The following is a 26,037-nucleotide window of genomic DNA, read 5'->3' on the forward strand; positions in this document are numbered from 1 at the left end:
TCCTCTCGCAGTCCTATCACGCGCCCGGCGTGGGGCCGGCGGCTCAGGCTCCCCGGCGCGCGCCGGCGGCTCACGCGACCAGTGCGCCCCCGTCGACGGGCAGGACGGTGCCGGTCAGGAAGGCGGCGTCCGGCGCGGCGAGCGAGGTGATCGCCCAGGCGACCTCCTCGGGCCTGCCGATCCGGCCGAGCGGGGTGTGCGCCAACTGCCAGGCCCGGAGCGCCTTCAGCCGCTCGGGGGAGAGGCCCATGTGGTCGCCGATCGGGGTCTCGACCGCACCGGGCGCCACCGCCACCACCCGTACGCCGTCCGGCGCGAGCTCCACCGCCCAGCAGCGGGTCAGCGTCTCCAGGGCGCTCTTGGTCGCCGGATAGACGGAGTTGGCGGGCCAGCCGCGCTGACCGATCGTCGTCGTCACGTTCACCACGACGCCCCGGGACTCCCGGAGCGCGGGGACGGCGGCCTGGGTGAGCAGGACCGGGGCGACGACGTTCGTCTCCAGGAGCGGGGTGATCACGGAGCGGTCGAGGCCGCCGAGCGGGCCGCCCGCGGAGATCCCGGCGTTGTTGACGAGCACGTCGAGGCGGCCGTGGCCGGTCAGGGCGGCGCGGACGATCTCCTCGGCCGCTCCCTCCGCCGTGACGTCGGCGACGAACGGGTGGATCGTGGGGTGCCCCTCGGCGGTCTCCCGCAGCGGCTCCGGCCGGCGGCCGACGGCGACGACCGTCGCCCCCTGTCCGGCGAAGGCGCGGGCGGTGGCCCGGCCGATTCCGGTGCCCGCGCCGGTGACGAGGACGACCCTGGTGGGTGCGGTGGTGTCGGTGAATCCCTTGGTCATGAAGCCGATGGTGAAACAGTGACGCCAGTGACAAGGTCAAGCCGAGGCGAGGGAACCCCGGTCACGCCACCCCGGGTGACGTCACCGAGCCGTCGCCGCGAGCGCCCGGAACCCGGTTGTCGGTTCTCAGTTCTCGGGGCTGAGGAATTCCGGGGGTGTCGGCCGGTACACGTCAGGGGGAGCGACGGGCAGGATGAGCGGGATGCGATACGAGGCGATCACCTGGGAACGGCTGGCCGAGACGCTCGCCGGGCACGTCGACGCGGCCACCCCCGGTGACGGCGGCGAGTGGCTCAAGGTCGGCGTCGACGGGCCGCCCGCCGCACCCGGCGGTGAACTCGCCGGGCTGCTCGCCGAGGCGCTGCGGACGCGCGGGCGCTCCGTCCACGTCGTGGGGACCGGTGGGTTCCTGCGGCCCGCGTCCCTCCGTTACGAGTACGGGAAGAAGGACCCGGACGCGTACTACGACGGCTGGACCGACATCAAAGCCCTCTGGCGGGAGGTCTTCGCACCGCTGGAGCCCGGTGGCAGCGGGCGTGTGCTGCCCGATCTGTGGGACCCGGCGCGGGACCGGGCGACCCGCAGCCCGTACGTGACGCTGCCGCCGGGCGGAGTCCTCGTGGTGCACGGCCCCTTCCTCCTCGGCCACTGGTTCCCCTTCGACCTCACCGCGCACCTCAGGCTCTCGCCCGCCGCGCTCGCCCGGCGCACCGAGGAAGCCTGGACCCTGCCGGCCTTCGCCCGTTACGAGACGGAGGTCGACCCCACCGAGGCCGCGGACGTCGTCGTACGCGCGGACGACCCGCGCCACCCGGCCTGGACGGGACTGCGGGGGTAGTCCGGCTCGGGGCGGGGGTGGTTCAGCCCAGGGCTGCCCGCCCGTCCGGCGGTCTGCCGCCCATCACGGTGACCGCCTCCGCGCCGGCGCGGCAGCCCGCCTCGGCGGCCCCCGCGGCGTCCGCGCCCGCGAGCAGGGCCGCCAGGAACGCCCCCGTGAACGCGTCTCCCGCGCCCGTCGAGTCCACCGGCCGCACCCGGGGTGCCGTGACCCGCGCGGTGACCTCGCCGCCCCGGGCCACCAGCGCGCCCGCCGCCCCCAGCGTGACCACGACCGAGGGGAACCGGCGGCTCAACTCGGCCGCCGCCCCCTCCGGTTCGCCGCGACCGGTGAGCAGCCGGGCCTCGTCCGCGTTGGGCAGCAGGACCTCGGCGCCCTCCGCGGCCGCCAGGAACCGGTCCGTCCCCAGCTCCGCCAGGAACCCCGCCGAAGCCGGGTCCACGCTCACCGGGATCCCCGCCTCCCGGGCGTCCCGCAGCGCCCGCCGGGCCGTCGCCCGGCTCGTACCGGAGAAGTACAGATAGCCGGAGAGGTGCAGCCGGGCCACGCCGTCGAGGAGCCGGGCGGACCAGTCGTCGGGGGAGAGGCGCAGGGCGGCGCCGCTGTCGGTCAGGAACGTGCGCTCCGCCGAGGAGTCCACCAGCGCGATCACGGTGGCCGTCGCCGCCTCCGGGTCGGGGACGAGCAGGGGGCGCACGCCCGCGCGCCGCAGCGCCCGGTCGTGCCAGCCCGCCGTGTCGGTGCCCACCCTGCCGAGGAGCCGTACCTCCTCGTGCCCGGAACGCGCCGCCCAACAGGCGGCGTTGGCCCCGGCGCCGCCCGGGAGCGTACGGATGCGCGCCGCCGTGTCCGTGGCCGGGGCGAGCGGGGTCCGGTGCAGCGCGACGACGTCCGTGACCACGTCACCGACGACGAGCAGCGCACCCGGGGCCCGCGTCACCGGCCGCCCGCGCCGGGCCCCGCTCCTGTGCCGGGCTCAGCAGCTCTGCCGGGTTCAGCAGCTCTGCCGCGCTCCGGCTCCGTGCCGCCGCGCTCCGCCCCCGCGCCGCCGGCCCCCGTCGCGTACGCCCCCGCGATGCTCGCCGCGAGCCGTACGTTGCCCCGCACCGCCGCGAGATTGGCCTCCAGAGACGCCCCTTCCGTGTGCGTCGTCAGGTACTCCAGCAGGAACGGCGTCACCGCCTGCCCCGTGATCCCCTTCTCCTTCGCCGCCGCCAGGCCCCCCGCGAGCACCCGGTCGTGCAGCGCGGGATCCAGCTGCTCCGCCACCGGCACCGGGTTGGCCACGACGAGCGCCGCGCGCGGTCCGCCGAGCCGGTCCCGCGCCCGTATCACCTCCGCCACTTCCCCGGGGGTCCGCAGGGTCCAGTCGACGGGCTGCCCCGAGGAGGCGAGGTAGAAGCCGGGGAAGTGCTCCGTGCCGTACCCGACGACCGTCACCCCCAGCGTCTCCAGACGCTGGAGCGTCGCGGGCACGTCGAGGATCGACTTGACCCCGGCGCACACGACGGTGAGGCCGACCAGGGACAGCAGCCGCAGGTCGGCGGACTCGTCCTGGGTCTCGCTCCACTCGCGGTGCACCCCGCCGACGCCGCCGGTCGCGAACACCCGTATGCCCGCCGCGTCCGCGAGCAGGGCCGTCGCCGAGACGGTCGTCGCACCGGTCGCACCGGCCGCCAGGGCCGGGGCGAGGTCCCGGTGCCCGAGCTTGCGCACGGACGGGTCCTCGGCGATACGGGTCAGGGCCGCGCCGTCCAGGCCGATCCTGGCCGTGCCGTCGACCACGGCGATGGTGGCGGGGACGGCGCCCCCGGCCCGCACCAGCTCCTCCAGCTCGACGGCCACGGCCAGGTTGCGCGGGCGCGGCAGGCCGTGGGCGATGATCGTCGATTCCAGCGCGACGACGGGCCGCCCCTCGTGGAGGGCCTCCCGTACCTCTTCGGACACCTGTGTGGACATGTCCCATTCCTGGCGCGGCCACGGGTCCCGCAAACCTCGTTGGCGGCCACCTGCCACGCCGTGGACGCCCCCTGCGGAATCCGTCCCGGAGCGCCCGGCGAGGTCCCCGAGCGGGACGCGCCACCCTTCCGGCGTCGCACCGGAGGGGCGGTGCGGATTTCGTCGCCGTCGGCCAATTCCGGTATCACGCCTGGTGGGAGGCGAAGCGGACGGGGTCATTCCCGCCGATCCCGACCTTGGAGCGGTTCCGGAGCCCGGCTACAGTCACCGCCCATGACCACACATGACCAGCCTTCCTTCGCCGTGCACATCCCCGACGCCGAGCTCGAGGTGGACCCCCTCGACCCCGCCCAGATCGTCTCCGGTACGCCCGAGGTGACGGGAAAGGTGCTGTGGGAGTCGGCCGACGGCAAGCAGATCCGCGGCATCTGGCAGATCACCCCCGGCGTCGTCACCGACACCGAGGCCAACGAGCTGTTCGTGGTGGTCTCCGGGCGGGCGACCGTCGCCGTCGAGGGCGGCGAGACCCTGGAGATCGGCCCGGGGGACGCCTGCGTGCTGCGCGAGGGCGACCGGACCACCTGGACCGTGCACGAGACCCTGCGCAAGGCGTACCACATCAGCCTCTGACGTCCGGGGGAGAGCACCGGGACGGCCCGGGGGGCCTCCGGACGGGCCCGGGGTGGGGGCTCGGGGGAGCCCTCGGAACGGCCCGGGGGAGCCCCCGGAACGGCCCGGGGCAGGGTCTCGGGAGAGCGCCGGGACGGCGTGCGGCAGGGCCTCGGGAAGGCCCGGGAGAGGCTCGGGGAAAGCCCTGGAGAGGCTCGGGGAATGCCCTGGAGGGGACCCCCGGGCGAACCCCCGGAAGCCTCCCGGGAAACCCCCGAAAGATCCCCGCCACACCCCCGAACTCCCCGGTTCCGGTCACCCGTTGAGGGTCTGGTAGGAAACCTTCCTATCCGCTAGCATCCCCGGCAGCGGCTTGGCGCGGCGGCCCGTACCCGGGGCGTGACGCGCTCAGTGAGAGCTCTGACCCGGCCGCCGAGCACCACCGCGCCGCGCGGCGCCCCGAATCGCCGCGCGGCCGGTCCTCCGTGTTCGCGAACCCGCGGCACACGGTCGGCCCGTCCGTGCCGTGCGCCCGGTCCGTGGTGCACCGCACCGGTGTCCAGCTCTCGCCCACCCCCAGGCCAGGGAGCCAGGTATGCGCCTGAACACCTCCGCCCCACCTCGCCGCACCACCACCCCTCTCCCCTTCGTCCTCGCCGCCGTGCTGCTGCTCGTCGGCGGGCTCCTCCTCGCTCTCCCCGAGCGGGCCGGAGCCGCCGCCGACGTCCTGATCTCCCAGGGCCGCCCGGCGACCTCATCCTCCGTCGAGGACAGCACCTTCGGCCCGGAGAAGGCCTTCGACGGCGTCTCCACCACCCGCTGGGCCAGCACCGAGGGCGTCGACCCGCAGTGGATCAAGGTCGACCTCGGTCCCTCGGCGACCGTCTCCCGCGTCAAGCTCGTCTGGGAGGCCGCCTACGCCAAGGCCTACCGCGTCGAGATCTCCGCCGACGGCACCACCTGGACCCGCCTCGCCACCGAGACCGCGGGCAACGGCGCCACGGACGACTGGACCGGACTCACCGGCCAGGGCCGTTACCTCCGCGTGTACGGGACCGCCCGCGGCACCTCGTACGGCTACTCCCTCTACTCCGTCGAGGCCTACGGCACCACCGGCGGCACCACGACCCCGCCGACCACCCCGCCCACGACCCCGCCCCCCGGCTCCTTCACGGTCGTCGCGGCCGGTGACATCGCCGCCCAGTGCACGGCCTCCAGCAGCTCCTGCGCCCACCCCAAGACCGCGGCCCTCGCGCAGCGGATCGCGCCCTCCTTCTACCTGACGATGGGCGACAACCAGTACGACGACGCCCTGCTCTCGGACTTCCGCAACTACTACGACAAGAGCTGGGGCGCCTTCAAGGCCAAGACCCGCCCCGTCCCCGGCAACCACGAGACCTACGACCCGGCCGGCCCGCTCGCCGGCTACAAGTCGTACTTCGGCGCCATCGCGTACCCGCAGGGCAAGTCGTACTACAGCTACGACCAGGGCAACTGGCACTTCGTCGCCCTCGACTCCAACTCCTTCGACGACGCCGCGCAGATCCAGTGGCTCAAGGACGACCTCGCGCGGAACACCAAGGGCTGCATCGCCGCCTACTTCCACCACCCGCTGTACTCCTCCGGCGGCCACGGCAACGACCCCGTCTCCAAGCCCGTCTGGCAGATCCTCTACGGCGCCAAGGCCGACCTCGTGCTCAACGGCCACGACCACCACTACGAGCGCTTCGCCCCGCAGAACCCGAGCGGGCAGGCGACCGCCGACGGCATCGTCGAGATCGTCGGCGGCATGGGCGGCGCCGAGCCGTACGACATCGAGACGGTCCAGCCCAACAGCCAGAAGAGGATCAGCGGCACCTACGGCGTGCTGAAGCTGGACCTCACCGACACCACCTACACCTGGCAGTACGTCGGCACCGACGACCAGGTCAAGGACTCCGGCCCGACCTACACCTGCCACTGATGTACCTCGCGACCACCGGTCGCCGCGGCGCGCCGCCCGCCCCCTCGGGGGTCCGGCGGCGCGTCCCCGGCACCGTCCTCGCCCTCGGCGCGGTCAGCCTCGTCACCGACGTCTCCTCGGAGATGGTGACGGCCGTCCTGCCGCTCTACCTGGTCCTCGGACTCGGCCTGTCCCCCCTCCAGTTCGGCCTGCTCGACGGCCTCTCGACCGGTGCCACCGCACTCGTACGGCTCCTCGGCGGCGCCACCGCCGACCGTGGCGGCCGCCACAAGCAGATCGGCGGACTCGGGTACGCCCTCTCCGCCTGTTCCCGCCTCGGCCTCCTCCTCGCGGGCGGCGCGACCGGCTGGATCGCCGGTGCGATCACCGCCGACCGGCTCGGCAAGGGCGTCCGCACCGCCCCGCGCGACGCCCTCATCACCCTGCACAGCCCGCCCGAGGACCTGGGCCGCGCCTTCGGCACCCACCGCGCCATGGACACCACCGGCGCCCTCCTCGGCCCGCTGGCCGCCTTCGCCCTGCTGTGGGCGACGGCCGACGCGTACGACGCGGTCTTCGCCGTCAGCTTCTGCGTCGGGGCCTTCGGCGTCCTGCTCTGGGTGCTGCTCGTCCCCGGCCGGAACCGCGAGGCCGGGAACGGCGGGGCCCGGAACCGCGAGGCCCGGGACGCGGGACCGCGCGAAGGCCGGGGCGTACGGCCGGACATGGACGGCGGCGCACGGCCCGACGCCCAGGCGCCGCCACGCGCGCGTGGCGGGCTCCTCGCCGGGCTGCGCTCGCCCGCGTACCGGCGGATCGTGCTCTGCGCCGGACTCCTCGGAGCCGCCACCGTCGGCGACTCCTTCCTCTACCTGCTGCTCCAGCGACGGCTCGACTTCGACGCCACCTGGTTCCCGTTCCTGCCGCTCGGCGCCGCCGCCGTCTATCTGCTGCTCGCCGTCCCGGCCGGCCGCCTCGCCGACCGCGTCGGCCGCCGCGGACCCCTCCTGTACGGCCACGGGGCCCTGCTCCTCGCCTACGGGCTGCTCCTGGCCCCGCTGCCCGACCCGGTGGTCCTGCTGGGCGTCCTCGCCCTGCTCGGGGTCTTCTACGCCACCACCGACGGCGTCCTCATGGCCCTGACCGGCCCCTTCCTGACCGAGGGACGGCAGGCGGGCGGCCTCGCGCTCGTCCAGACCGCCCAGGCGCTCGCCCGGCTCGGCGCCGCCGTCGCCTTCGGCGCCGTCTGGACCGCGAGCGGCCCCGAGACCGCGCTCGTCGTGGCGCTCCTGGCCCTCGCGGTGGCCGTCGGCTGCTCCGCGCGCCTGCTGCCCAGGGGCCTCCCCGCCCCCTCCGGGCACCCCGTCCCCGAGCCCTCCGAGAGGACCGACTGACCCATGCCCGCACTGACCGGCGCCCGCCCGTCCACCCGTACGCGCGTGTGGATCCTCGTCCTCGCACTGCTGCTGCTCGGCGGCGGAGCCACCGCCTACACCCTCCGGGCGGCCTCCGGACGCGAGGCCGCGGCCACCGGGACCGCCGATCCCGGCTTCACCCTCGACGCCGGCACCGGCGCGCTCTACACCCGGGACACCGCGAGCGGGCGCGTCGCGCGCGTGGACCCGTCCGCGCCCGGCGGCCGGGTGGTGGGCGGCCCCACCTGCGACCGCTTCCACGCGGCCGGCCGCACCGCGCTCTGCCTCCAGCGCAGGCCCGGCGTGCCGGCCCGTTCGTACGTCCTGGTGCTCGACCGGCAGCTGCGCGAGGTGCGCCGCATCGGACTGCCGGGCATCCCCAGCCGGGCCCGGGTCTCCGCCTCGGGGAACATGCTGTCCTGGACGATGTTCGCGACCGGCGACTCCTACGCCCGCTCGGCGTTCTCCACCCGCACCTCGATCCTCGACCTGCGCACCGGCTACCTGATCAAGAACATCGAACAGCTCCCGCTCACCCTCGGCGGGCGCCGCTACCACGCCCCCGACGTCAACTACTGGGGCGTCAGCTTCGCCGCCGACGACAACCGCTTCTACGCCACCGTCGCGACGGCCGGCCGCACCCACCTCGTCGAGGGGGACATGCGGAACTGGTCGGCCCGGACCCTCCGCGAGAACGTCGAGTGCCCCTCGCTCTCCCCGGACGGCACCCGGATCGCCTTCAAGAAGCGGGTGTCCGACGGCCCGACCGAGCCGTGGCGGCTGTACGTGTACGACCTGGCCACCGGGCGCGAACACGCGGTCGCCGAGCCGCACGGCATCGACGACCAGGCGCTGTGGACGGGCCGGGACACCCTCGCGTACGGGTACGGCGGAGACGTGTGGTCGGTGCCGGCCGACGGGACGGGAGCCCCGCGCCGGCTGGCCCGCGGCGCCTCCTCCCCGACGGTGACGAACTGACGGAGCGGTCCCCGCGGAGCCGGGCCGAGGTCCGCCTCCGCGTCAGGCCGCCTTCCGCAGCGAGCCGCGGAGCGCCAGCACCGCCATCGGCAGCAGCAGGCAGGCGGCGATGGCGTTGAGCGGGCCGTAGCCCAGCTTGGACACGATCAGACCGGCGGCGAGGCCGCCCACACCGGCGGCGGTGTTCATCACGAAGTCGGACACGCCCTGCACCGCCGCCCGCGAGGCCTGCGGCACCGAGTCAGTGAGCAGCGCCGAGCCGGACACCAGCCCCGCCGACCAGCCGAGTCCGAGCACGAAGAGGCCCAGGGCGGTCCGGCCGTGGCTGGGTCCCGCCGTGCCCGCGATCAGCGCCGCAGCGCCGATGAGCCCGACCGCGAGCCCGATCACGGACAGCCGGCCCAGCCGGTCGGACAGCCAGCCCATCAGCGGGGAGAAGGCGTACATGCCCGCGATGTGTCCGCTGATCACGAGTCCGATCAGCTGGATGTCCGCGCCGTGGTGGGTGAGCGCCACCGGGGTCATCGACATGATCGACACCATGGCGGTGTGCGAACCGGCGACGGTGACCAGGGCGAGACGGGCCCGGGGGGACTCCCGTACGGCCCGCATACCGGCCCGCAGGGAGCGGTCCTCCGCCGCCTCGCCCGGCGTCCGGGCGTCGGCCAGCGCCCGCGCGGTGAGGAGCGGGTCGGGGCGCAGCAGGACGGCCACGACGACCGCGGCGACCACGAAGACACCGGCGGCCCAGACGAACGGGCCCGCCGTGGCGGGTATGCCCAGGCCCGAGACGCTCCGCCCGGCGGGCGCGGCGATGTTCGGCCCGAGCACGGCGCCGATCGTGGTCGCCCACACGACCGTGGAGATGGCCCTGGCCCTGCGGTCCGGTTCGGCCAGGTCGGCGGCGGCGAAGCGGGCGGCGAGGTTCGCGGAGGAACCGGCGCCGAAGCAGACGAGCCCGAGGAGCAGCAGGGGGAAGCTGTCCGCGACGGCCCCGAGCACCGCGACACCGGCGCCGAGCGCCCCGATCAGGTACGCGAGGACCAGCCCGGCCCGGCGTCCCCGCGAGGCCATCAGGGAGGCCAGCGGCATGGCGAGCAGCGCGGGACCGGCCACGGTCGCCGTGGACGCCAGCCCGGACATCGCCTCGGAGCCGCTGACGTCCCTGGCGAGGACGGCGGCGAGCGCGACACCGGTGGCGATGCCGAGACCCCCGAGGATCTGGGTGGCGATCAGCACGGCCTGGACGCGCCGCCGCAGCGCCGGCAGCTCGGCCTCGCCGACGAGGACGGACGGAGGTGGGGCGGGCAGGGTCGAGTCAGGGGCATCGGGGGTGTGGGTCACTTACGTGAGTGTGCCAGCCGTCCCATCTGATGGGAACGGCCACCCTTCCCGGACGCGGACGGCCGCCTTCCCCGACGTGGACCGCCACCCGTCCCCGACACGGACCGCCGCCTTCTCGACACGAACCGCCACCAGTCCCCGACGCGACCGACCCCCGTCAGAACAGCGGTTCCGGCAGGACCCCCTCCAGGGCCAGCAGCTGCCGCTTGGTCTCCAGGCCGCCCCCGAACCCGCCGAGGCCCCCGTCGCTCTCCACCACCCGGTGGCACGGCACCACGACCGGCAGCGGGTTGGAGCCCATCGCCGCTCCCACCGCCTGGGCCGCGCCCGGCTGCCCCACGCGTCTCGCCAGCTCGCCGTACCCGACGACCGTGCCGTACGGGACGCCCGCCGCCAGCTCGCGCAGCACCTGCCGGTTGAACCCGGCCGAGAGGCTCCAGTCCAGGGGCAGGTCGAGGGCGTCCGGCTCGCCCGCGAAGTACCGGTCGAGCCGTCGTATCGCCCCCGCGAGCAGTCCCGAGGCGCGCTCCACCGGCTCCGCGCCGAGCTGTCCCGCCAGACGGGCGAGCATCCGCTCGCGCCGCGCCGCGTCGGCGTGGAACTCGACCCGCACGAGCCCCCGCCCGGTGGCGGCGAGGAACAGCGGCCCGATGCCGCTCTCCATGACCGTCCACTCCGCCGGCACGGCCCGTCCGCCGCCCGTCGCCCCCGCTTCGATGTCCATGCCGCCCACGGTACGACCCGCCACCGACAACCCGGTCGGAAACGGTCCCGGGACCGTCTCCAAGATCACGGGCCGGTCTCGCTCCGGTCTCGCGACCGCCAAATCCCCGGGCACGTGGTCGCGCGACCCCCCGCGCGCCATAATCTCGCCCCGGTAGCACTACCCAGCGGTACCGACTGTTTTCGGACGACGTTGCACCAGGGGTGGAGGACACACGCTCATGCAGGGCACGGTCGACGGATTCAGCTACGGGCTCGTCACACCGGTGGCCGCCTTTCTCATGGCCTGCCTCGGCGGCGCCCTCGGACTGAGGTGCACCACCCGGTCGCTCCGCCACCGCGACAGCTTCAAGGCGGGCTGGCTCGCCCTCGGCGCCACCTCGATCGGCACCGGCATCTGGACCATGCACTTCATCGCGATGATGGGCTTCTCCGTCCAGCAGGCGCCCATCGACTACGACCGCCCCATCACCTTCGCCAGCCTGGGCGTCGCCGTCCTGATGGTCGGCATCGGCATCTTCATCGTCGGCTACCGGGGCGCGACCGCGCTCACCCTGGTCACCGGCGGCACCATCACCGGCCTCGGCGTCGCCACCATGCACTACCTCGGCATGGCCGGGATGCGCCTCCAGGGCCGCATCGAGTACGACACCCTCACCGTCGCCCTGTCCGTGGTGATCGCCGTCGTGGCCGCCACCGCGGCCCTCTGGGCGGCCGTCTCCATCCATGGATTTCTGGCCAGCCTCGGTGCCAGCCTCGTGATGGGAGTCGCCGTCAGTGGTATGCACTACACCGCCATGGCCGCGGTCAGCGTCCACCTGCACGGCACCACGGCCTCGACCCGTACCGGCGACAACGCCGGCTCGCTGCTCCTGCCGATGCTGATCGGCCCGGCGGTCTTCCTCATCCTCGCCGCCGTCGTCGTCATGTTCGACCCGCTCCTGGTGATGGGCGACCCGGACTGGCAGGGGTCGCGGGCCCGGACCGTCCACCGGCCGGGCGTGCCCGCCCCGCGCCATGTGCCCTCGTACGGCGAGCCCGCGAACTGGACGGCCCGCCCCGGTGCCCGCGGCGCCCGCAGGGCCGTCCCCAGGGGTGGCCACCGCTCCCAGGACTGGTGATCGGCACCCGACTGTCAGTGGCGGGTCGTACGGTGGTTCCATGCGGCCCGTTTCCAAGATCGAACGTTCGGTGGCGCCCTTCGAGGTCGTCAGTGAGTACAAGCCCAGCGGTGACCAGCCGGCGGCCATCGCCGACCTGGAGCGGCGCATCCGCGCGGGCGAGAAGGACGTCGTGCTGCTCGGCGCCACCGGTACCGGCAAGTCGGCGACCACCGCCTGGATGATCGAGAAGCTCCAGCGCCCCACCCTCGTGATGGCGCCGAACAAGACGCTGGCCGCCCAGCTGGCGAACGAGTTCCGGGAGCTCCTCCCGAACAACGCGGTGGAGTACTTCGTCTCGTACTACGACTACTACCAGCCCGAGGCGTACGTCCCGCAGTCGGACACCTACATCGAGAAGGACTCCTCCATCAACGAGGAGGTGGAGCGGCTCCGCCACTCCGCGACGAACTCCCTGCTCACCCGCAGGGACGTCATCGTGGTGGCCTCCGTCTCCTGCATCTACGGCCTCGGCACGCCGCAGGAGTACGTGGACCGGATGGTCCCGCTCAAGGTCGGCGAGGAGATCGACCGCGACCAGCTGCTGCGCCGCTTCGTCGACATCCAGTACACCCGCAACGACCTGGCGTTCACCCGCGGCACCTTCCGCGTCCGCGGCGACACCATCGAGATCTTCCCGGTGTACGAGGAGCTCGCCGTCCGCATCGAGATGTTCGGCGACGAGATCGAGGCCCTCTCCACCCTCCACCCGCTCACCGGCGAGATCATCAGCGAGGACCGCGAGCTGTACGTGTTCCCCGCCAGCCACTACGTCGCGGGCCCCGAGCGCATGGAGCGGGCGGTCAACGACATCGAGCGCGAGCTGGAGGTACGCCTCGCCGAACTCGACAAGCAGGGCAAGCACCTGGAGTCCCAGCGCCTGCGCATGCGGACCACGTACGACATCGAGATGATGCGGCAGATCGGTTCCTGCTCCGGCATCGAGAACTACTCGATGCACTTCGACGGCCGCGAGCCCGGCTCCGCCCCGAACACCCTCATCGACTACTTCCCCGAGGACTTCCTGCTCGTCATCGACGAGTCGCACGTGACCGTCCCGCAGATCGGCGCCATGTACGAGGGCGACGCCTCCCGCAAGCGGACCCTCGTCGACCACGGCTTCCGGCTCCCGTCCGCGCTCGACAACCGCCCGCTGAAGTGGGAGGAGTTCCAGGAGCGGATCGGCCAGACCGTCTACCTCTCCGCGACCCCCGGGACGTACGAACTGTCCCGAGGCGACGGCTTCGTCGAGCAGATCATCCGCCCCACCGGCCTCGTCGACCCCGAGGTCGTCGTCAAGCCCACCGAGGGCCAGATCGACGACCTGGTCCACGAGATCCGGCTGCGCACCGAGCGTGACGAGCGGGTCCTCGTCACCACCCTCACCAAGAAGATGGCCGAGGACCTCACCGACTACTTCCTGGAGCTCGGCATCCAGGTGCGCTATCTGCACAGCGACGTCGACACCCTCCGCCGCATCGAGCTGCTGCGCGAGCTGCGCGCCGGCGAGTACGACGTCCTCGTCGGCATCAACCTCCTCCGCGAGGGCCTCGACCTGCCCGAGGTGTCGCTCGTCGCCATCCTCGACGCCGACAAGCAGGGCTTCCTGCGCTCCGGGACCTCCCTGATCCAGACGATCGGCCGCGCCGCCCGAAACGTCTCGGGCCAGGTCCACATGTACGCGGACCGGGTCACCCCCGCGATGGAGCAGGCCATCGAGGAGACCAACCGCCGCCGCGAGAAGCAGATCGCGTACAACACGGAGCACGGCATCGACCCGCAGCCGCTCCGCAAGAAGATCAACGACATCGTCGCGACCATCGCGCGCGAGGAGGTCGACACCGAGGAACTCCTCGGCTCCGGCTACCGCCAGGGCAAGGAGGGCAAGGGCGCCAAGGCACCCGTCCCCGCGCTCGCCGCGCACGGCGTCAAGGCCAAGGGCAAGGGCGGCAAGGCTGGTACGACCCTGGACCTCGGCGACCGGCCCGCCGCCGAACTGGCCGCGGTCATCGAGGAGATGACCGACCGGATGCGCGCCGCCGCCGCCGACCTGCAGTTCGAGGTGGCGGCCAGGCTCCGCGACGAGGTGGGGGAGCTGAAGAAGGAACTGCGCCAGATGAAGGAGGCCGGACTCGCCTGACCGGGCGGGGACGGGCGCCCGCGGGCGGGCGGTCCGGTGTGTTGCAAGACCGACACAAAACCGGACCGCGCCTCCGCGCTGTCAGTGGCGCTGCGTAGGGTGCTGGACAACCGCACGCACGGGAACAGCGGTCGCGGGGAACGCCAACGAGAGGGGCAGACGCGTGTCGGTCAACATGACCAAGGGTCAGGCCATCAGCCTGGAGAAGAAGGGCGGGGGCAACCTCACCCAGGTGCGGATGGGCCTCGGTTGGCAGGCCGCGCCGCGCCGCGGCCTCTTCGGCTCGCGCACCCGGGAGATCGACCTGGACGCCTCGGCCGTCCTCTTCGCCGAGAAGCAGCCGGTCGACGTGGTGTTCTTCCGCCACCTGGTCAGCGACGACGGCTCGGTCAAGCACACCGGTGACAACCTCGTGGGCGGCGCCGGCCAGGGCGGCGACGACGAGGCGATCCTCGTCGACCTGGAGCGGGTCCCGGTCCACATCGACCAGATCGTCTTCACGGTGAACTCCTTCACCGGCCAGACGTTCCAGGAGGTGCAGAACGCGTTCTGCCGCATCGTCGACGAGACGAACGGCCAGGAGCTCGCGCGCTACACCCTGGACGGCGGCGGCAACTACACCGCGCAGATCATGGCGAAGGTGCACCGGGTCGGCTCCGGCTGGCAGATGACCGCCCTGGGCAACCCGGCCAACGGCCGCACCTTCCAGGACCTGATGCCCTCGATCCTGCCGCACCTGTAGAACAGGCCCGCGCGGCGGACACCCACAGCTCCCGGAGGCGGCGGACGCCCCCGGGAGCTGTCCCGCATGAAACAGACGATGTGCTTCAACCGAGCCGAGCAACGCTGAGGGGACAGAGCCGATGACGGCCGAGCTGGTCCGGGGACAGAACCACCCCCTGCCCGACACCCGACTGGAGATCCGGGTGTCGGCCGGGCATCCCGTCCTCGCCGGCGCCACCCTCGGCGACGAGCAGGGCAGGGTCCCCGGCATCGAGTGGATCGCCCACCCCGGCTCGCCCTCGCTCCCCGGCGTCGACGTCCCCGGTCGGACCGCCGCCGACCACCGCCTCACCGTCGACCTGACAGCGGTCCCCGAGGCCGTCCACCGCGTCTCGGTCCTGCTCGCGCTGCCCGTCGCCGCCACCCGGTTCGGCACGGTCGCCGCCCCCTTCGTCGCCGTCGCCGGCCCCGACGGCACGGACGTCGCCAGCTACACCATCACCGGCCTCGACCGCGAGTCCGCCGTCGTCGCCCTGGAGCTCTACCGGCGCCAGGGCACCTGGAAGGTCCGGGCCATGGGCCAGGGGTACGAGGGCGGGCTCGCCGCGCTCCTCGGCGACCAGGGCCTGGAGTGTCCCGCAGAGCTGGCCGCGGCCATCCTGGAGACGGCGATGCCCGGGGCCGTCCCGGCCGCCACGCCGACACGGCGCGCTCCCGAGGCGGAGCGCGTACGCCACACGGAGCCGGTGACCACCCCGGACCCGGCGGCCGCGCAGACGCCCCCGGACCCGACTCCTCGGACGCCGACCGCGAGCCCGTCGGCGTCCACCACGCCGACGGGCTTCCCGGAGACGCCGACCGCCGTCCCGGAGCCGCCGATGTCGACGGGGCCGGTCGTACCGCCGCCGTCCACCCCGCTCACCCCGCCGCCGCCCACCCCGCCGACGGGTACCGACGCGGGCGCGCCCGTCTCCGGTCCCACCCCTGCCATGGGTACGCCCTCCGGCGGCCCCATCGACTACTCCCACCCCCGTCGCCGCCGGACGCCCCCGCCCTCCGAGCCGGCTCCCGCCTCCGCTCCCGCCGCCGAGCCGCGCCAGGCGCCGCCCGTCCCGGTCGCCGGGGACGCCTCGGGCTGGTCCATGGACGAGCGCCTGTACAACCAGGTGTGGGGCATGTTCGAGGACCTGGCCCGGACCGCCGCCGCCTACCGCAGCGCCTGCGACTTCGCCGAGTCCCGGCTCGACCGCGAGCTCGACCAGTCGCTCTCCGACTACCGTTCCCGGGTCGGCGGCGCGAACGACGCCGCGCGGGCGACCGCCCGCGCCCGGCACGACGAACTCGTCGAGCGGGCCCAGGCGGTCCTGGACCGGGACCTCGCGCAGCTCGCGGCGGAGTCCGAGGTCGTCGAACCGGCCCTGCCGCCGGCCTACGCCCGCTGGGACAACCCCGTCTGGCACGCCTACCGCGTCCCGGCCGAGGAGCCGATGGCCGTCCGCCTGGGCGACCTCCACCTCCCCGAGCGCAGGGAGCTGCGCATCCCCATGCTGATCAGGCTGCCGCTGGAGCGCGGTCTGTGGGTGGACAGCGGCCGGGGCCATTCGGAGGCCGCCTCCCTCCTCGACGAGACCGAGCTGCGGCGGCTCGCCCTGGACAGCGCCGTCGCGCACGCGGCGCGGCTGCTCGCGGCGCACCCGGCCGGCCAGTTCACCCTCCATGCCGTCGACGCGGCGGGCGCGGGCGCCGCAGCGCTCGCACCGCTCGTGGAGACCGGGGTGCTCGCCGCCCCGCCGGCCCGGGGCGCGGCCGGGGTCACCGCCGTCCTGGAGCAGCTCACCGAGCGGGTCGACCTGCTGCAGATGGCGCTGCGGAACGGCGCTGCCGACGCCCTGCCGCCGGGCCTGGACGCGTCCAGGCAGTTGCTGCTCGTGCATGACTTCCCGCACGGCTTCGACGACCGGGCCGTGACCCGGCTGCGGTACCTGGCCGACGAGGGCCCCTCGGTCGGCGTCCACCTCCTGATGGTCGCGAACCGGGAGGACGCGGCGGCGTACGGGCCGCTGCTCGACCCGCTGTGGCGCTCGCTGCTGCGTCTGACGCCCGTGGCCGACGACCACCTCGCCGATCCCTGGGTCGGCCATGCCTGGTCGTACGAGCCGCCGCTGCTCCCGCCGGGCAGCGGGATCCTGCGGCAGGTCCTCGCGCAGGTGGCTGCCTCACGCTCGGACAAGAGGCTCTGACCAGCGCTTTTGGTGGCTCTTTACCCTTTCCTTTACCTCCTCTTGGTCTTTCGGGTACTCTTCTTCCTGCGGAGGGGAGTACTCCCCATGTGCGGCGTACCCGTCAATACGGACGGATCCTCGGTGATCCGATCCCGGGGCGTCGGCCCGGCGGTGATCGTCCGTCGCCGGGTGGAAGAGACCTCCGGCAGCGACGACGCTGATCAGTAGCCGTACGACGCCGGAGGCGCAGTGGACGTTTCAATGACCCTGTGGGTCCTGACCATTCTCGGTCTGGGTGCCCTGATCGGTGCCGACTTCTTCATCGGGCGCAAGCCCCATGACGTGTCGGTGAAGGAAGCCGGAATCTGGACGATCGTCTGGATCGTCCTCGCCGGGCTCTTCGGGCTCGGCCTGCTGATCTTCGGCAACAGCCAGGCCTCCGGCGAGTTCTTCGCCGGATACATCACCGAGAAGTCGCTCAGTGTCGACAACCTCTTCGTCTTCGTCCTGATCATGGCGAAGTTCTCGGTGCCCTCCCACCTCCAGCAGCGCGTGCTGCTCGTGGGCGTGCTGATCGCCCTGGTGCTCCGCGCGATCTTCATCGCCGCCGGCGCCGCGATCATCGCGAGCTTCTCCTGGGTCTTCTACATCTTCGGCGCGTTCCTGATCTACACCGCCTGGAAGCTCATCCAGGAGGCGCGCTCCGACGACGACGAGGAGGACTGGGAGGAGAACCGTCTCCTCAAGACCGTCGAGAAGAAGTTCGGCGTCGCCGACCGGTACCACGGCACCAAGCTGTTCATCCAGAACAACGGCAAGCGGGTCCTGACCCCGCTGATGGTCGTCATGCTCGCCATCGGCACCACGGACATCCTCTTCGCCCTCGACTCCATCCCGGCGATCTTCGGCCTCACCCAGGACCCGTACATCGTCTTCACGGCCAACGCCTTCGCCCTCATGGGTCTGCGCCAGCTGTACTTCCTGATCGGCGGCCTGCTCAAGAAACTGGTCCACCTCAGCTACGGCCTGTCGGTGATCCTCGGCTTCATCGGCGTCAAGCTCGTGCTGCACGCCCTGCACGAGTCCGGGGTGCACGTCCCCGAGATCTCCATCCCGTTCTCCCTCGCGGTCATCGGCGGTGTCCTGGTCGTCACCACGATCACCAGCCTGATCGCGTCCAAGAGGCAGTCGGAGCGAGCTGCCGCCGAGAGCGTGGCCGACGCCGACGGCGCCGAGAAGGACAGCATCGGCGCCTGACGCGGCACACACGGCGACGGCTCCTTCGTCTCCACGCCCACGCGCCCGGGGAGGGTCTCCGGCAGCAGCGCGAAACAGCCCAGGCTGACGAGCGCGACCAGGGTCAGATAGGCCGCGACCCCCCAGGGCGGACCGGAACCGCCGTCGGACAGGGCCGTGGCGACGATCGGGGTCAGGGCGCCGCCCAGGACACCGGCGAGGTTGTAGCCGACGGCCGCGCCCGTACAGCGGACGCGGGGCTCGTACAGCTCCGGCAGATACGCGGCCACCACCGCGAACATGGTGATGAACGCGAGCAGCGAGCCCAGGAACCCGAGGAACATCAGCAGCGGCCGCGCCGTGTGCAGCAGCGCCACCATCGGGAACATCCACAGCGCCGAGGCCGCGCATCCCGCGAGGCACAGCGGCCGGCGGCCCCAGCGGTCCGCCAGGAGCGCCACGAAGGGGGTGACCGCTCCCTTGACCGCCACCGCCGCCATCACACAGGTCAGCATCACCGTGCTGCTCACCCCGAGCCGCTCGGTTCCGTAGGCCAGCGCCCAGGTGGAGACCGTGTAGAAGGTGGCGTACCCGACGGCCAGCGCCCCCGCCGTCAGGAGGACGAGCCGCCAGTGGTCGCGGGCGACCTCGGCCAGCGGGGCGCCCGCCCGCTCGCCGGACGCGGACAGCTCCTCGAACTGCGGGGTCTCCGCCAGCGAGGAGCGCAGCAGCAGCCCCACGGCCGCCAGCAGGCCCGCCGCCCAGAACGGCACCCGCCAGCCCCAGGAGCGGAAGTCCGCGTCGCTCAGCCCGGCGGTGAGCGCCAGCATCACCCCGTTCGCCAGGAGGAAGCCGATCGCCGGCCCGATCTGCGGGAAGCTCGACCACAGCGCCCGCCGGTGCGCGGGGGCGTGCTCGGCGGTCAGCAGTACGGCTCCGCCCCACTCGCCGCCGAGGCCCAGTCCCTGGACGAAGCGGAGCACCAGCAGCAGCACGGGGGCGGCGATGCCGAGCGTCGCGTACGTGGGGACGCAGCCGACCGCGACCGTGGCACAGCCGGTCAGCAGCAGCGAGGCGAAGAGGACCGGCCGCCGGCCGTACCGGTCGCCGATGTGACCGAAGAGGACCGAGCCCAGCGGGCGGGCCAGGAAGCCCGCGGCGAAGGTGCCGAAGGCCGCCAGGGTCCCGGCGAGCGGGGAGAAGGTCGGGAAGAAGAGCGGCCCGAGGACGAGGGCAGCGGCGGTCCCGTAGACGAAGAAGTCGAAGAACTCGACAGCGGTGCCGACGAGCGAGGCGGCGGCGAGCCGGACCATCGAAGGGGTCCCGGTCGGCGACGGAGGGTGACTTTGGCGCATGTCGCGCCAACTACCCCGCCGCCGTCCCGGTTACGGGGGCGTGCGGAGGCGCGCAGCTCCGGGGCTGCGCGCCGGGCGTCACCAGCCGCGCTCGCGCCACCCCGCGAGGGACGGGCGCTCGTCACCGAGCGTGGTGTCCTTGCCGTGGCCGGGGTAGATCCAGGACTCGTCCGGGAGGACCGCGAAGAGCTTGGTCTCCACGTCGTGGATCAGGCTCGCGAAGGCCTCCGGGTCCTTCCACGTGTTGCCCACGCCGCCGGGGAAGAGGCAGTCGCCGGTGAAGACGTGCGGGTGGCCGTGCGGGTCGTCGTAGACGAGGGCGATCGAGCCGGGGGTGTGCCCGACGAGACGGCGCGCGGTCAGCTCGACGCGCCCCACCCGGATCGTGTCGCCGTCCTCGACGGACACGTCGGTCGCCACCGGGATGCCCTCCACGTCGTACGCGCCCGCGTAGGTCACGGCGCCGGTCGCGGCCACGACCTCGGCGAGCGCCTGCCAGTGGTCGCCGTGCCGGTGGGTGGTGACGACGGCCTTGATGCCGTCGTCACCGATCAGCGTGAGGAGCGTGTCCGCGTCGTTGGCGGCGTCGATCAGCAGCTGCTCGCCGGTGGTCCGGCAGCGCAGCAGATACGCGTTGTTGTCCATCGGGCCGACCGCGACCTTCGAGATCATCAGGTCCGTCAGCTCGTGCACGTCCGCAGGTCCGCCGACCTTCACCACTCCGCTGTACGTCATGGGCTCCACACTAGGGCCTGACAGCGGGGCTACAGCGCCGGGAGCTTCGGCAGCGGGCCGCCCTCGACCTTCAGGGCGGAGCCGTCGCGGCGGCCGGCGAGCCAGCCGAGGAGGTCGGGGGCGGGGCCGGAGACGCCGACGGAGGCTCCCTCGGCGCCACCGCCGGTCGTCCAGATGCTGCCCTCGTCGCTGCGGACGCCCGTCGAGGGCACGTCCTTGTGGCCGGCGAACCGCTCCGCGAGGAAGTCGATCTCCCGCAGGACGAACTCCTCCGGCAGGTCCTCCAGCTCGTAGCCGACGCCCAGGTCGACGTGGTGCAGGTCGACCTCCACCCAGCGGCGGAAGGGAATGCGGGAGGCGCTGTCGGTGACGCCGTTGCGCAGCTCGACCGTCCGGCTCCAGTCGGCGGGCTCGGTGCCCACGGCCGCGAAGCGGTCGGCGGTCGCGCGCACGTCGGCGAGCTGGACGTCGAGCGGGCGGGCGGAGTCGCGCTCGATGTCGGAGTCGCGGGTCGCGGCGTCGGGGTACATGGGGATGCCCGTGAGGACGTTCACGAGGGCGTCGGCGTTGCGGGCGACGTGGGCGAGCACATGGCCACGGCTCCAGCCGGGCAGCCGTGACGGCTCGGCCACCGCCGCGTTGTCAAGGGAAGCGACGGCGTTCAGCAGTCGTGCGGTCGCCTCGTGGACGTGGGCGAGGTCGCGTTCGTGGTCGATCATGGCGCCGACCCTAGTGCCAGCGGGGGAGTCGCCACTCGTTCGGGTGAAGAGGTCTCCGGGACGCCGGAAATCGAATGTGCGTGCTATAGGCTCGATGGAAGCATCCGGCATCCTTGAAGTGTTGGGTGTTCAGGCACATCCGCTCTCTGAAGAAAGGTGCGGACCGGCGTGGCCGACCGTCTCATCGTCCGTGGCGCTCGTGAGCACAACCTCAAGAACGTCTCGCTCGACCTCCCGCGTGACTCCCTGATCGTCTTCACCGGGCTCTCGGGATCGGGCAAGTCCTCCCTCGCGTTCGACACGATCTTCGCCGAGGGGCAGCGCCGCTACGTCGAGTCGCTCTCCTCCTACGCCCGGCAGTTCCTCGGCCAGATGGACAAGCCGGACGTCGACTTCATCGAAGGTCTGTCGCCCGCCGTCTCCATCGACCAGAAGTCGACCTCGCGCAACCCGCGCTCCACGGTCGGCACCATCACGGAGGTCTACGACTACCTCCGGCTCCTCTTCGCCCGCATCGGCAAGCCGCACTGCCCGGAGTGCCGACGGCCGATCTCCCGCCAGTCCCCGCAGGCCATCGTCGACAAGGTCCTGGAGCTCCCCGAGGGCAGCCGCTTCCAGGTGCTGTCCCCGCTCGTGCGCGAGCGCAAGGGAGAGTTCGTCGACCTCTTCGCGGACCTCCAGACCAAGGGCTACAGCCGCGCCCGCGTCGACGGCGTGACCGTACAGCTGAGCGAACCGCCGACGCTGAAGAAGCAGGAGAAGCACACGATCGAGGTAGTCGTCGACCGCCTCACCGTGAAGGACGGCGCCAAGCGCCGGCTCACCGACTCCGTCGAGACCGCGCTCGGACTCTCCGGCGGCATGGTCGTGCTCGACTTCGTCGACCTCCCCGAGGACGACCCCGAGCGCGAGCGGATGTACTCGGAGCACCTCTACTGCCCGTACGACGACCTGTCCTTCGAGGAGCTGGAGCCCCGCTCCTTCTCCTTCAACTCGCCCTTCGGCGCCTGCCCCGACTGCACCGGCATCGGCACCCGCATGGAGGTCGACCCGGAGCTGATCGTCCCCGACGAGGACAAGTCGCTCGACGAGGGCGCCATCCACCCCTGGTCGCACGGCCACACCAAGGAGTACTTCGGCCGGCTCATCGGCGGTCTCTCCCAGGCCCTCGGCTTCCGCACGGACATCCCGTACGCGGGACTTCCGCAGCGCGCGAAGAAGGCCCTGATGCACGGCCACAAGACCCAGGTCGAGGTCCGCTACCGCAACCGGTACGGGCGGGAGCGGGCGTACACCACCCCGGCCTTCGAAGGGGCCGTCTCCTTCGTCAAGCGGCGCCACACCGAGGCCGAGAGCGACTCCAGCCGCGAGCGCTTCGAGGGCTACATGCGCGAGGTGCCCTGCCCCACCTGCGAGGGCACCCGCCTCAAGCCGATCGTGCTCGCGGTCACGGTCATGGACCGGTCCATCGCCGAGGTCTCCGCGATGTCCATCAGCGACTGCGCCGAGTTCCTCTCCCGCCTCACGCTCAACGCCCGGGACAAGCAGATCGCCGAGCGGGTCCTCAAGGAGGTCAACGAGCGGCTGCGCTTCCTCGTCGACGTCGGCCTCGACTACCTCTCGCTCAACCGCGCGGCCGGCACCCTCTCCGGCGGCGAGGCCCAGCGCATCCGGCTCGCCACCCAGATCGGATCCGGCCTGGTCGGCGTGCTGTACGTGCTCGACGAGCCGTCCATCGGCCTCCACCAGCGCGACAACCACCGGCTCATCGAGACCCTCGTACGGCTCCGGGACATGGGCAACACGCTCATCGTCGTCGAGCACGACGAGGACACCATCAAGGTCGCCGACTGGGTCGTCGACATCGGCCCCGGCGCCGGTGAGCACGGCGGCAAGGTCGTCCACTCCGGCACCATGAAGGAGCTCCTCGCCAACGAGGAGTCGATCACCGGGCAGTACCTGTCCGGCCGCCGCGCGATCCCCACCCCGGAGATCCGCCGCCCGGTCGACCCCGGGCGCCGGCTCACCGTCCACGGGGCACGCGAGAACAACCTGCGGGACATCGACGTCTCCTTCCCGCTGGGCGTCCTCACCGCCGTCACCGGCGTCTCCGGCTCCGGCAAGTCGACCCTGGTCAACGACATCCTCTACACCCACCTGGCGCGCGAGCTGAACGGCGCCAAGTCGGTGCCCGGCCGGCACACGCGCGTGGACGGCGACGACCTCGTCGACAAGGTCGTGCACGTCGACCAGTCCCCGATCGGCCGCACCCCCCGGTCGAACCCGGCGACGTACACCGGCGTCTTCGACCACGTCCGCAAGCTCTTCGCCGAGACGATGGAGGCCAAGGTCCGGGGCTACCTGCCCGGCCGCTTCTCCTTCAACGTCAAGGGCGGCCGCTGCGAGAACTGCTCCGGCGACGGCACGATCAAGATCGAGATGAACTTCCTCCCGGACGTCTACGTCCCGTGCGAGGTCTGCCATGGCGACCGGTACAACCGGGAGACCCTGGAGGTCCACTACAAGGGCAAGTCCATCGCCGAAGTCCTGAACATGCCGATCGAGGAGGCCCTCGACTTCTTCGAGGCCGTCCCGACCATCGCGCGCCATCTGCGGACCCTCAACGAGGTCGGACTGGGGTACGTACGGCTCGGGCAGTCCGCGCCGACGCTCTCCGGCGGTGAGGCGCAGCGCGTCAAGCTGGCCTCCGAGCTCCAGAAGCGCTCGACCGGCCGCACGGTCTACGTCCTGGACGAGCCGACCACCGGTCTGCACTTCGACGACATCTCGAAGCTGATCAAGGTCCTCTCCGGTCTGGTCGACAAGGGCAACTCGGTGATCGTCATCGAGCACAACCTCGATGTCATCAAGACCGCCGACTGGCTCATCGACATGGGCCCCGAGGGCGGCAACGGCGGCGGTCTCGTCGTCGCCGAGGGCACGCCCGAGGAGGTCGCCTCGGTCCCGACCAGCCACACCGGCAAGTTCCTCCGCGAGATCCTGGACGCGGACCGGGTCAGCGACGCGGGCGGGACGGTACCGGCGGCGCGCGGGGCGAAGAAGGCGGCGGCGAAGAAGACGGCGCCCGCCAAGAAGGCGAGCGCCACCAAGGCCGCCGCCGCCAAGGCGGCCGCTCCGGCCAAGAAGACGGCCACGAAGACGGCCACCAAGGCCGCCGCGAAGAAGGCGACGACCCGGGCCCGCAAGGCCTGAGGCCGGCGGCGGGGCCCCTGAGAGTGTGGGGGTCCCGCCGCGCGGTCGGCCGGCGCCCGCCCGCAGCTCTCGCGGCGGGCCGGTGCTCCGGGTCTCCTGCCGCACGGGGCCGGGCCTCCGTCCCGTCCTCCACCCCGGGCCCGGGGGTCGGTGCCGGAAGCCGCGCCGGTATCGTCGGTTCGGTCACGCCTTGCCCCGATCCACCGTGGAGCGCACATGTCCGGCCAGTCCAGCCGCCGTACCGTCCTGAAGGGCGCCGCCCTCGCGGGTGCCGCCGGGCTGGGAGTCGCCGCCTGCTCCACCGAGTCCAAGCTCGGCCACGCCGAGGTGCCGACCCCGACCGCACCGGTCGCCCTCGGCGCCCCGGACGAGATCCCCGTCGGCGGCTCCAAGCTCTACCGTGAGCAGCGCCTCGTGGTGAGCTGCCCGGCCAAGGGCCAGTACAAGGCCTTCAGCGCCCAGTGCACCCACGCCGGCTGCGTCCTGGACAAGGTCGAGGAGAACGAGGGCAACTGCCCCTGCCACGGCAGCCGCTTCGACGTGACGACGGGCAAGGCGCTGCGCGGCCCGGCGACCGTTCCGCTCCCCGAGGTCCCGGTCCGCGTCGAGAACGGCAAGCTGGTCGCCGGCCCCGAGGCCGCACCCAAGGCCTGAGCCGGCCCCGGGCCCGTCCGAGCCGGGTGCCTCCGGGCCCCGCCCGGCTCACGTCCAGTCCCAGTCGACCCCCAGGATTCCCGGGCGTACGCCCTGTTCCACGAGGTGCACCGTGCGGTGCCGGCCGCTCAGCGTCAGCTCCGCACGGCCGCCGCGCGGTGCCCCCGCCGAGGCCTGCGCGAACCGCCGGCACCGTACCGGCAGCGCCGCCTCGTCGAAGCGCACCTGCAGCACGTACTGCCCGCCCGCGAAGCTGAACCCGCGCACGTACTCCCCGCTCGGGCCCGCCGTACCGTCCTCGAACCCGTACGAGAAGAGATACGTGTCCCCGGGCCGCAGCCGCGCGTCGAAGAGCAGCTCCGCGACCACCACCCCGGTCCCCGCGTGCCACCGCACCCGCCCGGTCCGACAGTTCTCCAGCGCCCGCACGCTCACCCGCGACGGATCGCAGCCGGGGTCCCCGTGGTGGATGGCCAGATAGCGGTCCACCCCGTCCCGGTGCGCCCGCACCACGTGCTGCGACTCGCGCTCCACCAGCTCCCGGCCCGCCCCGATCCGTACCCGCTCGTGGTGCCCCACCGTGTGCAGCCCGCCGTCCGCCGGTGACTCCAGGTCCGCGAGCAGCTCCTCGACCGAGCCGGAGGCCTCCACGAGTGAGCGGTACGAGCGGGCCGCCGGGCGCTCCACCTCGGACCGCGCGGCGGCGTCCTCCGTGAGCAGCCGCAGCAATGAGTTCCCGGGCAGCTGCAGCACCTCCTCCAGGGCGCGGACCGCCTTCAGGGACTCCGGGCGCTGCGGGCGGCGCGCGCCCTGCTGCCAGTAGCTCAGACTCGTCACCCCGACCTTGATGCCCCGGTGCGCCAGATGGTGCTGGACGCGCTGGAGCGGCAGCCCGCGCACGGCGAGCGCGGCGCGCAGCGCCAGATGGAAGGGGCCGGTGTGCAGCAGCTGCACGAGATCGGCCTCGGTGTGGCTCACGAGGACTCCTCAGTGAACGTTCACGACGGGGGCGCGGACCGTCGCGCCGCGAGGGGTGGGCGGGGAGGTGGGCCGAGGGCGTCCGTTCACACCCGGGCCACACCGTTCACAGTCCGATGTCACCCCGCATTGAAGCGTGTTGACCGGATACGGACAACGGCAGATGCTCCTGACCAGCGTCCGGACGCGCTCCTCCACCCCCCATCCCCCCCTCGATCCACCCATCCCCACACCCCCCGTCCCAGGGAGGAACGCG

Annotated in this window: 20 protein-coding genes and 1 pseudogene; 12 read left to right on the forward strand and 9 right to left on the reverse strand. The window is 72.8% G+C overall.

The window, feature by feature from the left end; translation table 11 throughout:
• Positions 1–70: 70 nt before the first annotated feature.
• The gene (locus ASD33_RS17965) at positions 71–838 is read right to left on the reverse strand and encodes an SDR family oxidoreductase (protein ID WP_056560946.1); all 768 of its coding nucleotides are present in this window, start codon (positions 836–838) and stop codon (positions 71–73) included.
• Positions 839–1,040: 202 nt separating this feature from the next.
• Here ASD33_RS17965 and ASD33_RS17970 point away from each other — a divergent pair, with 202 nt between their 5' ends.
• The gene (locus ASD33_RS17970; protein WP_056560949.1) at positions 1,041–1,676 is read left to right on the forward strand and encodes a hypothetical protein; all 636 of its coding nucleotides are present in this window, start codon (positions 1,041–1,043) and stop codon (positions 1,674–1,676) included.
• A 22-nt stretch (positions 1,677–1,698) separates the two neighbouring features.
• Here the strand turns inward: ASD33_RS17970 and ASD33_RS17975 are convergent, their stop codons facing one another.
• Together ASD33_RS17975 and ASD33_RS17980 are read right to left on the reverse strand one after the other, a co-directional pair.
• Positions 1,699–2,616, reverse strand: a complete 918-nt coding sequence (locus ASD33_RS17975) for a PfkB family carbohydrate kinase (RefSeq protein WP_056560951.1) — start codon at positions 2,614–2,616, stop codon at positions 1,699–1,701.
• Entirely contained in the window at positions 2,613–3,635 is a 1,023-nt protein-coding gene (locus ASD33_RS17980; RefSeq protein ID WP_242427023.1) for a pseudouridine-5'-phosphate glycosidase, read from the reverse strand. The genes ASD33_RS17975 and ASD33_RS17980 overlap by 4 nt, the downstream gene beginning before the upstream one ends.
• Before the next feature lie 273 nt (positions 3,636–3,908).
• Here ASD33_RS17980 and ASD33_RS17985 point away from each other — a divergent pair, with 273 nt between their 5' ends.
• The 4 genes from ASD33_RS17985 (at position 3,909) to ASD33_RS18000 (ending at position 8,579) form a co-directional block, all read left to right on the forward strand.
• The gene (locus ASD33_RS17985; RefSeq protein ID WP_056560954.1) at positions 3,909–4,265 is read left to right on the forward strand and encodes a cupin domain-containing protein; all 357 of its coding nucleotides are present in this window, start codon (positions 3,909–3,911) and stop codon (positions 4,263–4,265) included.
• 574 nt (positions 4,266–4,839) lie between these two features.
• Entirely contained in the window at positions 4,840–6,207 is a 1,368-nt protein-coding gene (locus ASD33_RS17990; RefSeq protein WP_056560957.1) for a discoidin domain-containing protein, read from the forward strand.
• The gene (locus tag ASD33_RS17995) at positions 6,207–7,580 is read left to right on the forward strand and encodes an MFS transporter (protein ID WP_056560960.1); all 1,374 of its coding nucleotides are present in this window, start codon (positions 6,207–6,209) and stop codon (positions 7,578–7,580) included. The genes ASD33_RS17990 and ASD33_RS17995 overlap by 1 nt, the downstream gene beginning before the upstream one ends.
• A gap of 3 nt (positions 7,581–7,583) precedes the next feature.
• Positions 7,584–8,579 carry a hypothetical protein gene (locus ASD33_RS18000; RefSeq protein ID WP_056560963.1) on the forward strand — a complete coding sequence of 332 codons (996 nt, stop codon included), beginning with the start codon at positions 7,584–7,586 and terminating at the stop codon, positions 8,577–8,579.
• Positions 8,580–8,621: 42 nt separating this feature from the next.
• On the opposite strand, the gene ASD33_RS18005 is transcribed toward ASD33_RS18000, so the two are convergent.
• Together ASD33_RS18005 and ASD33_RS18010 are read right to left on the reverse strand one after the other, a co-directional pair.
• Entirely contained in the window at positions 8,622–9,890 is a 1,269-nt protein-coding gene (locus ASD33_RS18005; RefSeq protein ID WP_056561576.1) for an MFS transporter, read from the reverse strand.
• Between the two features lie 190 nt (positions 9,891–10,080).
• On the reverse strand, positions 10,081–10,647 hold the full coding sequence (locus ASD33_RS18010; protein WP_056560966.1) for a methylated-DNA--[protein]-cysteine S-methyltransferase: 567 nt from the start codon (positions 10,645–10,647) through the stop codon (positions 10,081–10,083).
• 220 nt (positions 10,648–10,867) lie between these two features.
• On the opposite strand from ASD33_RS18010, the gene ASD33_RS18015 reads away from it, so the two are divergent.
• The 5 genes from ASD33_RS18015 to ASD33_RS18035 all read left to right on the forward strand — a co-directional run bounded on the left by ASD33_RS18015 (position 10,868) and on the right by ASD33_RS18035 (position 18,148).
• On the forward strand, positions 10,868–11,767 hold the full coding sequence (locus ASD33_RS18015; protein ID WP_056560969.1) for an MHYT domain-containing protein: 900 nt from the start codon (positions 10,868–10,870) through the stop codon (positions 11,765–11,767).
• 40 nt (positions 11,768–11,807) lie between these two features.
• The gene (gene uvrB / locus ASD33_RS18020) at positions 11,808–13,946 is read left to right on the forward strand and encodes an excinuclease ABC subunit UvrB (protein WP_056560972.1); all 2,139 of its coding nucleotides are present in this window, start codon (positions 11,808–11,810) and stop codon (positions 13,944–13,946) included.
• Between the two features lie 163 nt (positions 13,947–14,109).
• Positions 14,110–14,688, forward strand: a complete 579-nt coding sequence (locus tag ASD33_RS18025) for a TerD family protein (protein WP_056560975.1) — start codon at positions 14,110–14,112, stop codon at positions 14,686–14,688.
• Positions 14,689–14,809: 121 nt separating this feature from the next.
• Positions 14,810–16,909, forward strand: a complete 2,100-nt coding sequence (locus tag ASD33_RS18030) for a TerD family protein (protein WP_056560978.1) — start codon at positions 14,810–14,812, stop codon at positions 16,907–16,909.
• Positions 16,910–17,152: 243 nt separating this feature from the next.
• Positions 17,153–18,148, forward strand: coding sequence for a TerC/Alx family metal homeostasis membrane protein (locus tag ASD33_RS18035; RefSeq protein WP_056560981.1), 996 nt, complete (start codon positions 17,153–17,155; stop codon positions 18,146–18,148).
• A gap of 14 nt (positions 18,149–18,162) precedes the next feature.
• Here ASD33_RS18035 and ASD33_RS18040 read toward each other — a convergent pair.
• The 3 genes and pseudogenes from ASD33_RS18040 to ASD33_RS18050 all read right to left on the reverse strand — a co-directional run.
• Positions 18,163–19,440, reverse strand: a pseudogene (locus tag ASD33_RS18040) (MFS transporter); the annotation flags it as partial.
• A 120-nt stretch (positions 19,441–19,560) separates the two neighbouring features.
• The gene (locus ASD33_RS18045) at positions 19,561–20,217 is read right to left on the reverse strand and encodes an MBL fold metallo-hydrolase (RefSeq protein WP_056560984.1); all 657 of its coding nucleotides are present in this window, start codon (positions 20,215–20,217) and stop codon (positions 19,561–19,563) included.
• Positions 20,218–20,246: 29 nt separating this feature from the next.
• A complete protein-coding gene (locus ASD33_RS18050; RefSeq protein ID WP_056560987.1) occupies positions 20,247–20,936 on the reverse strand; it encodes a maleylpyruvate isomerase family mycothiol-dependent enzyme in 690 nt (229 codons plus the stop codon).
• Between the two features lie 168 nt (positions 20,937–21,104).
• On the opposite strand from ASD33_RS18050, the gene uvrA reads away from it, so the two are divergent.
• A complete protein-coding gene (uvrA, locus tag ASD33_RS18055) occupies positions 21,105–24,149 on the forward strand; it encodes an excinuclease ABC subunit UvrA (RefSeq protein WP_056560990.1) in 3,045 nt (1,014 codons plus the stop codon).
• A gap of 216 nt (positions 24,150–24,365) precedes the next feature.
• Entirely contained in the window at positions 24,366–24,803 is a 438-nt protein-coding gene (locus ASD33_RS18060) for a Rieske (2Fe-2S) protein (protein WP_056560993.1), read from the forward strand.
• A gap of 48 nt (positions 24,804–24,851) precedes the next feature.
• Here ASD33_RS18060 and ASD33_RS18065 read toward each other — a convergent pair whose 3' ends face one another.
• A complete protein-coding gene (locus ASD33_RS18065; protein WP_056560996.1) occupies positions 24,852–25,781 on the reverse strand; it encodes a hypothetical protein in 930 nt (309 codons plus the stop codon).
• Positions 25,782–26,037 lie beyond the last annotated feature (256 nt).

This window comes from Streptomyces sp. Root1304 (assembly GCF_001426405.1).
Classification (GTDB): Bacteria; Actinomycetota; Actinomycetes; order Streptomycetales; family Streptomycetaceae; genus Streptomyces.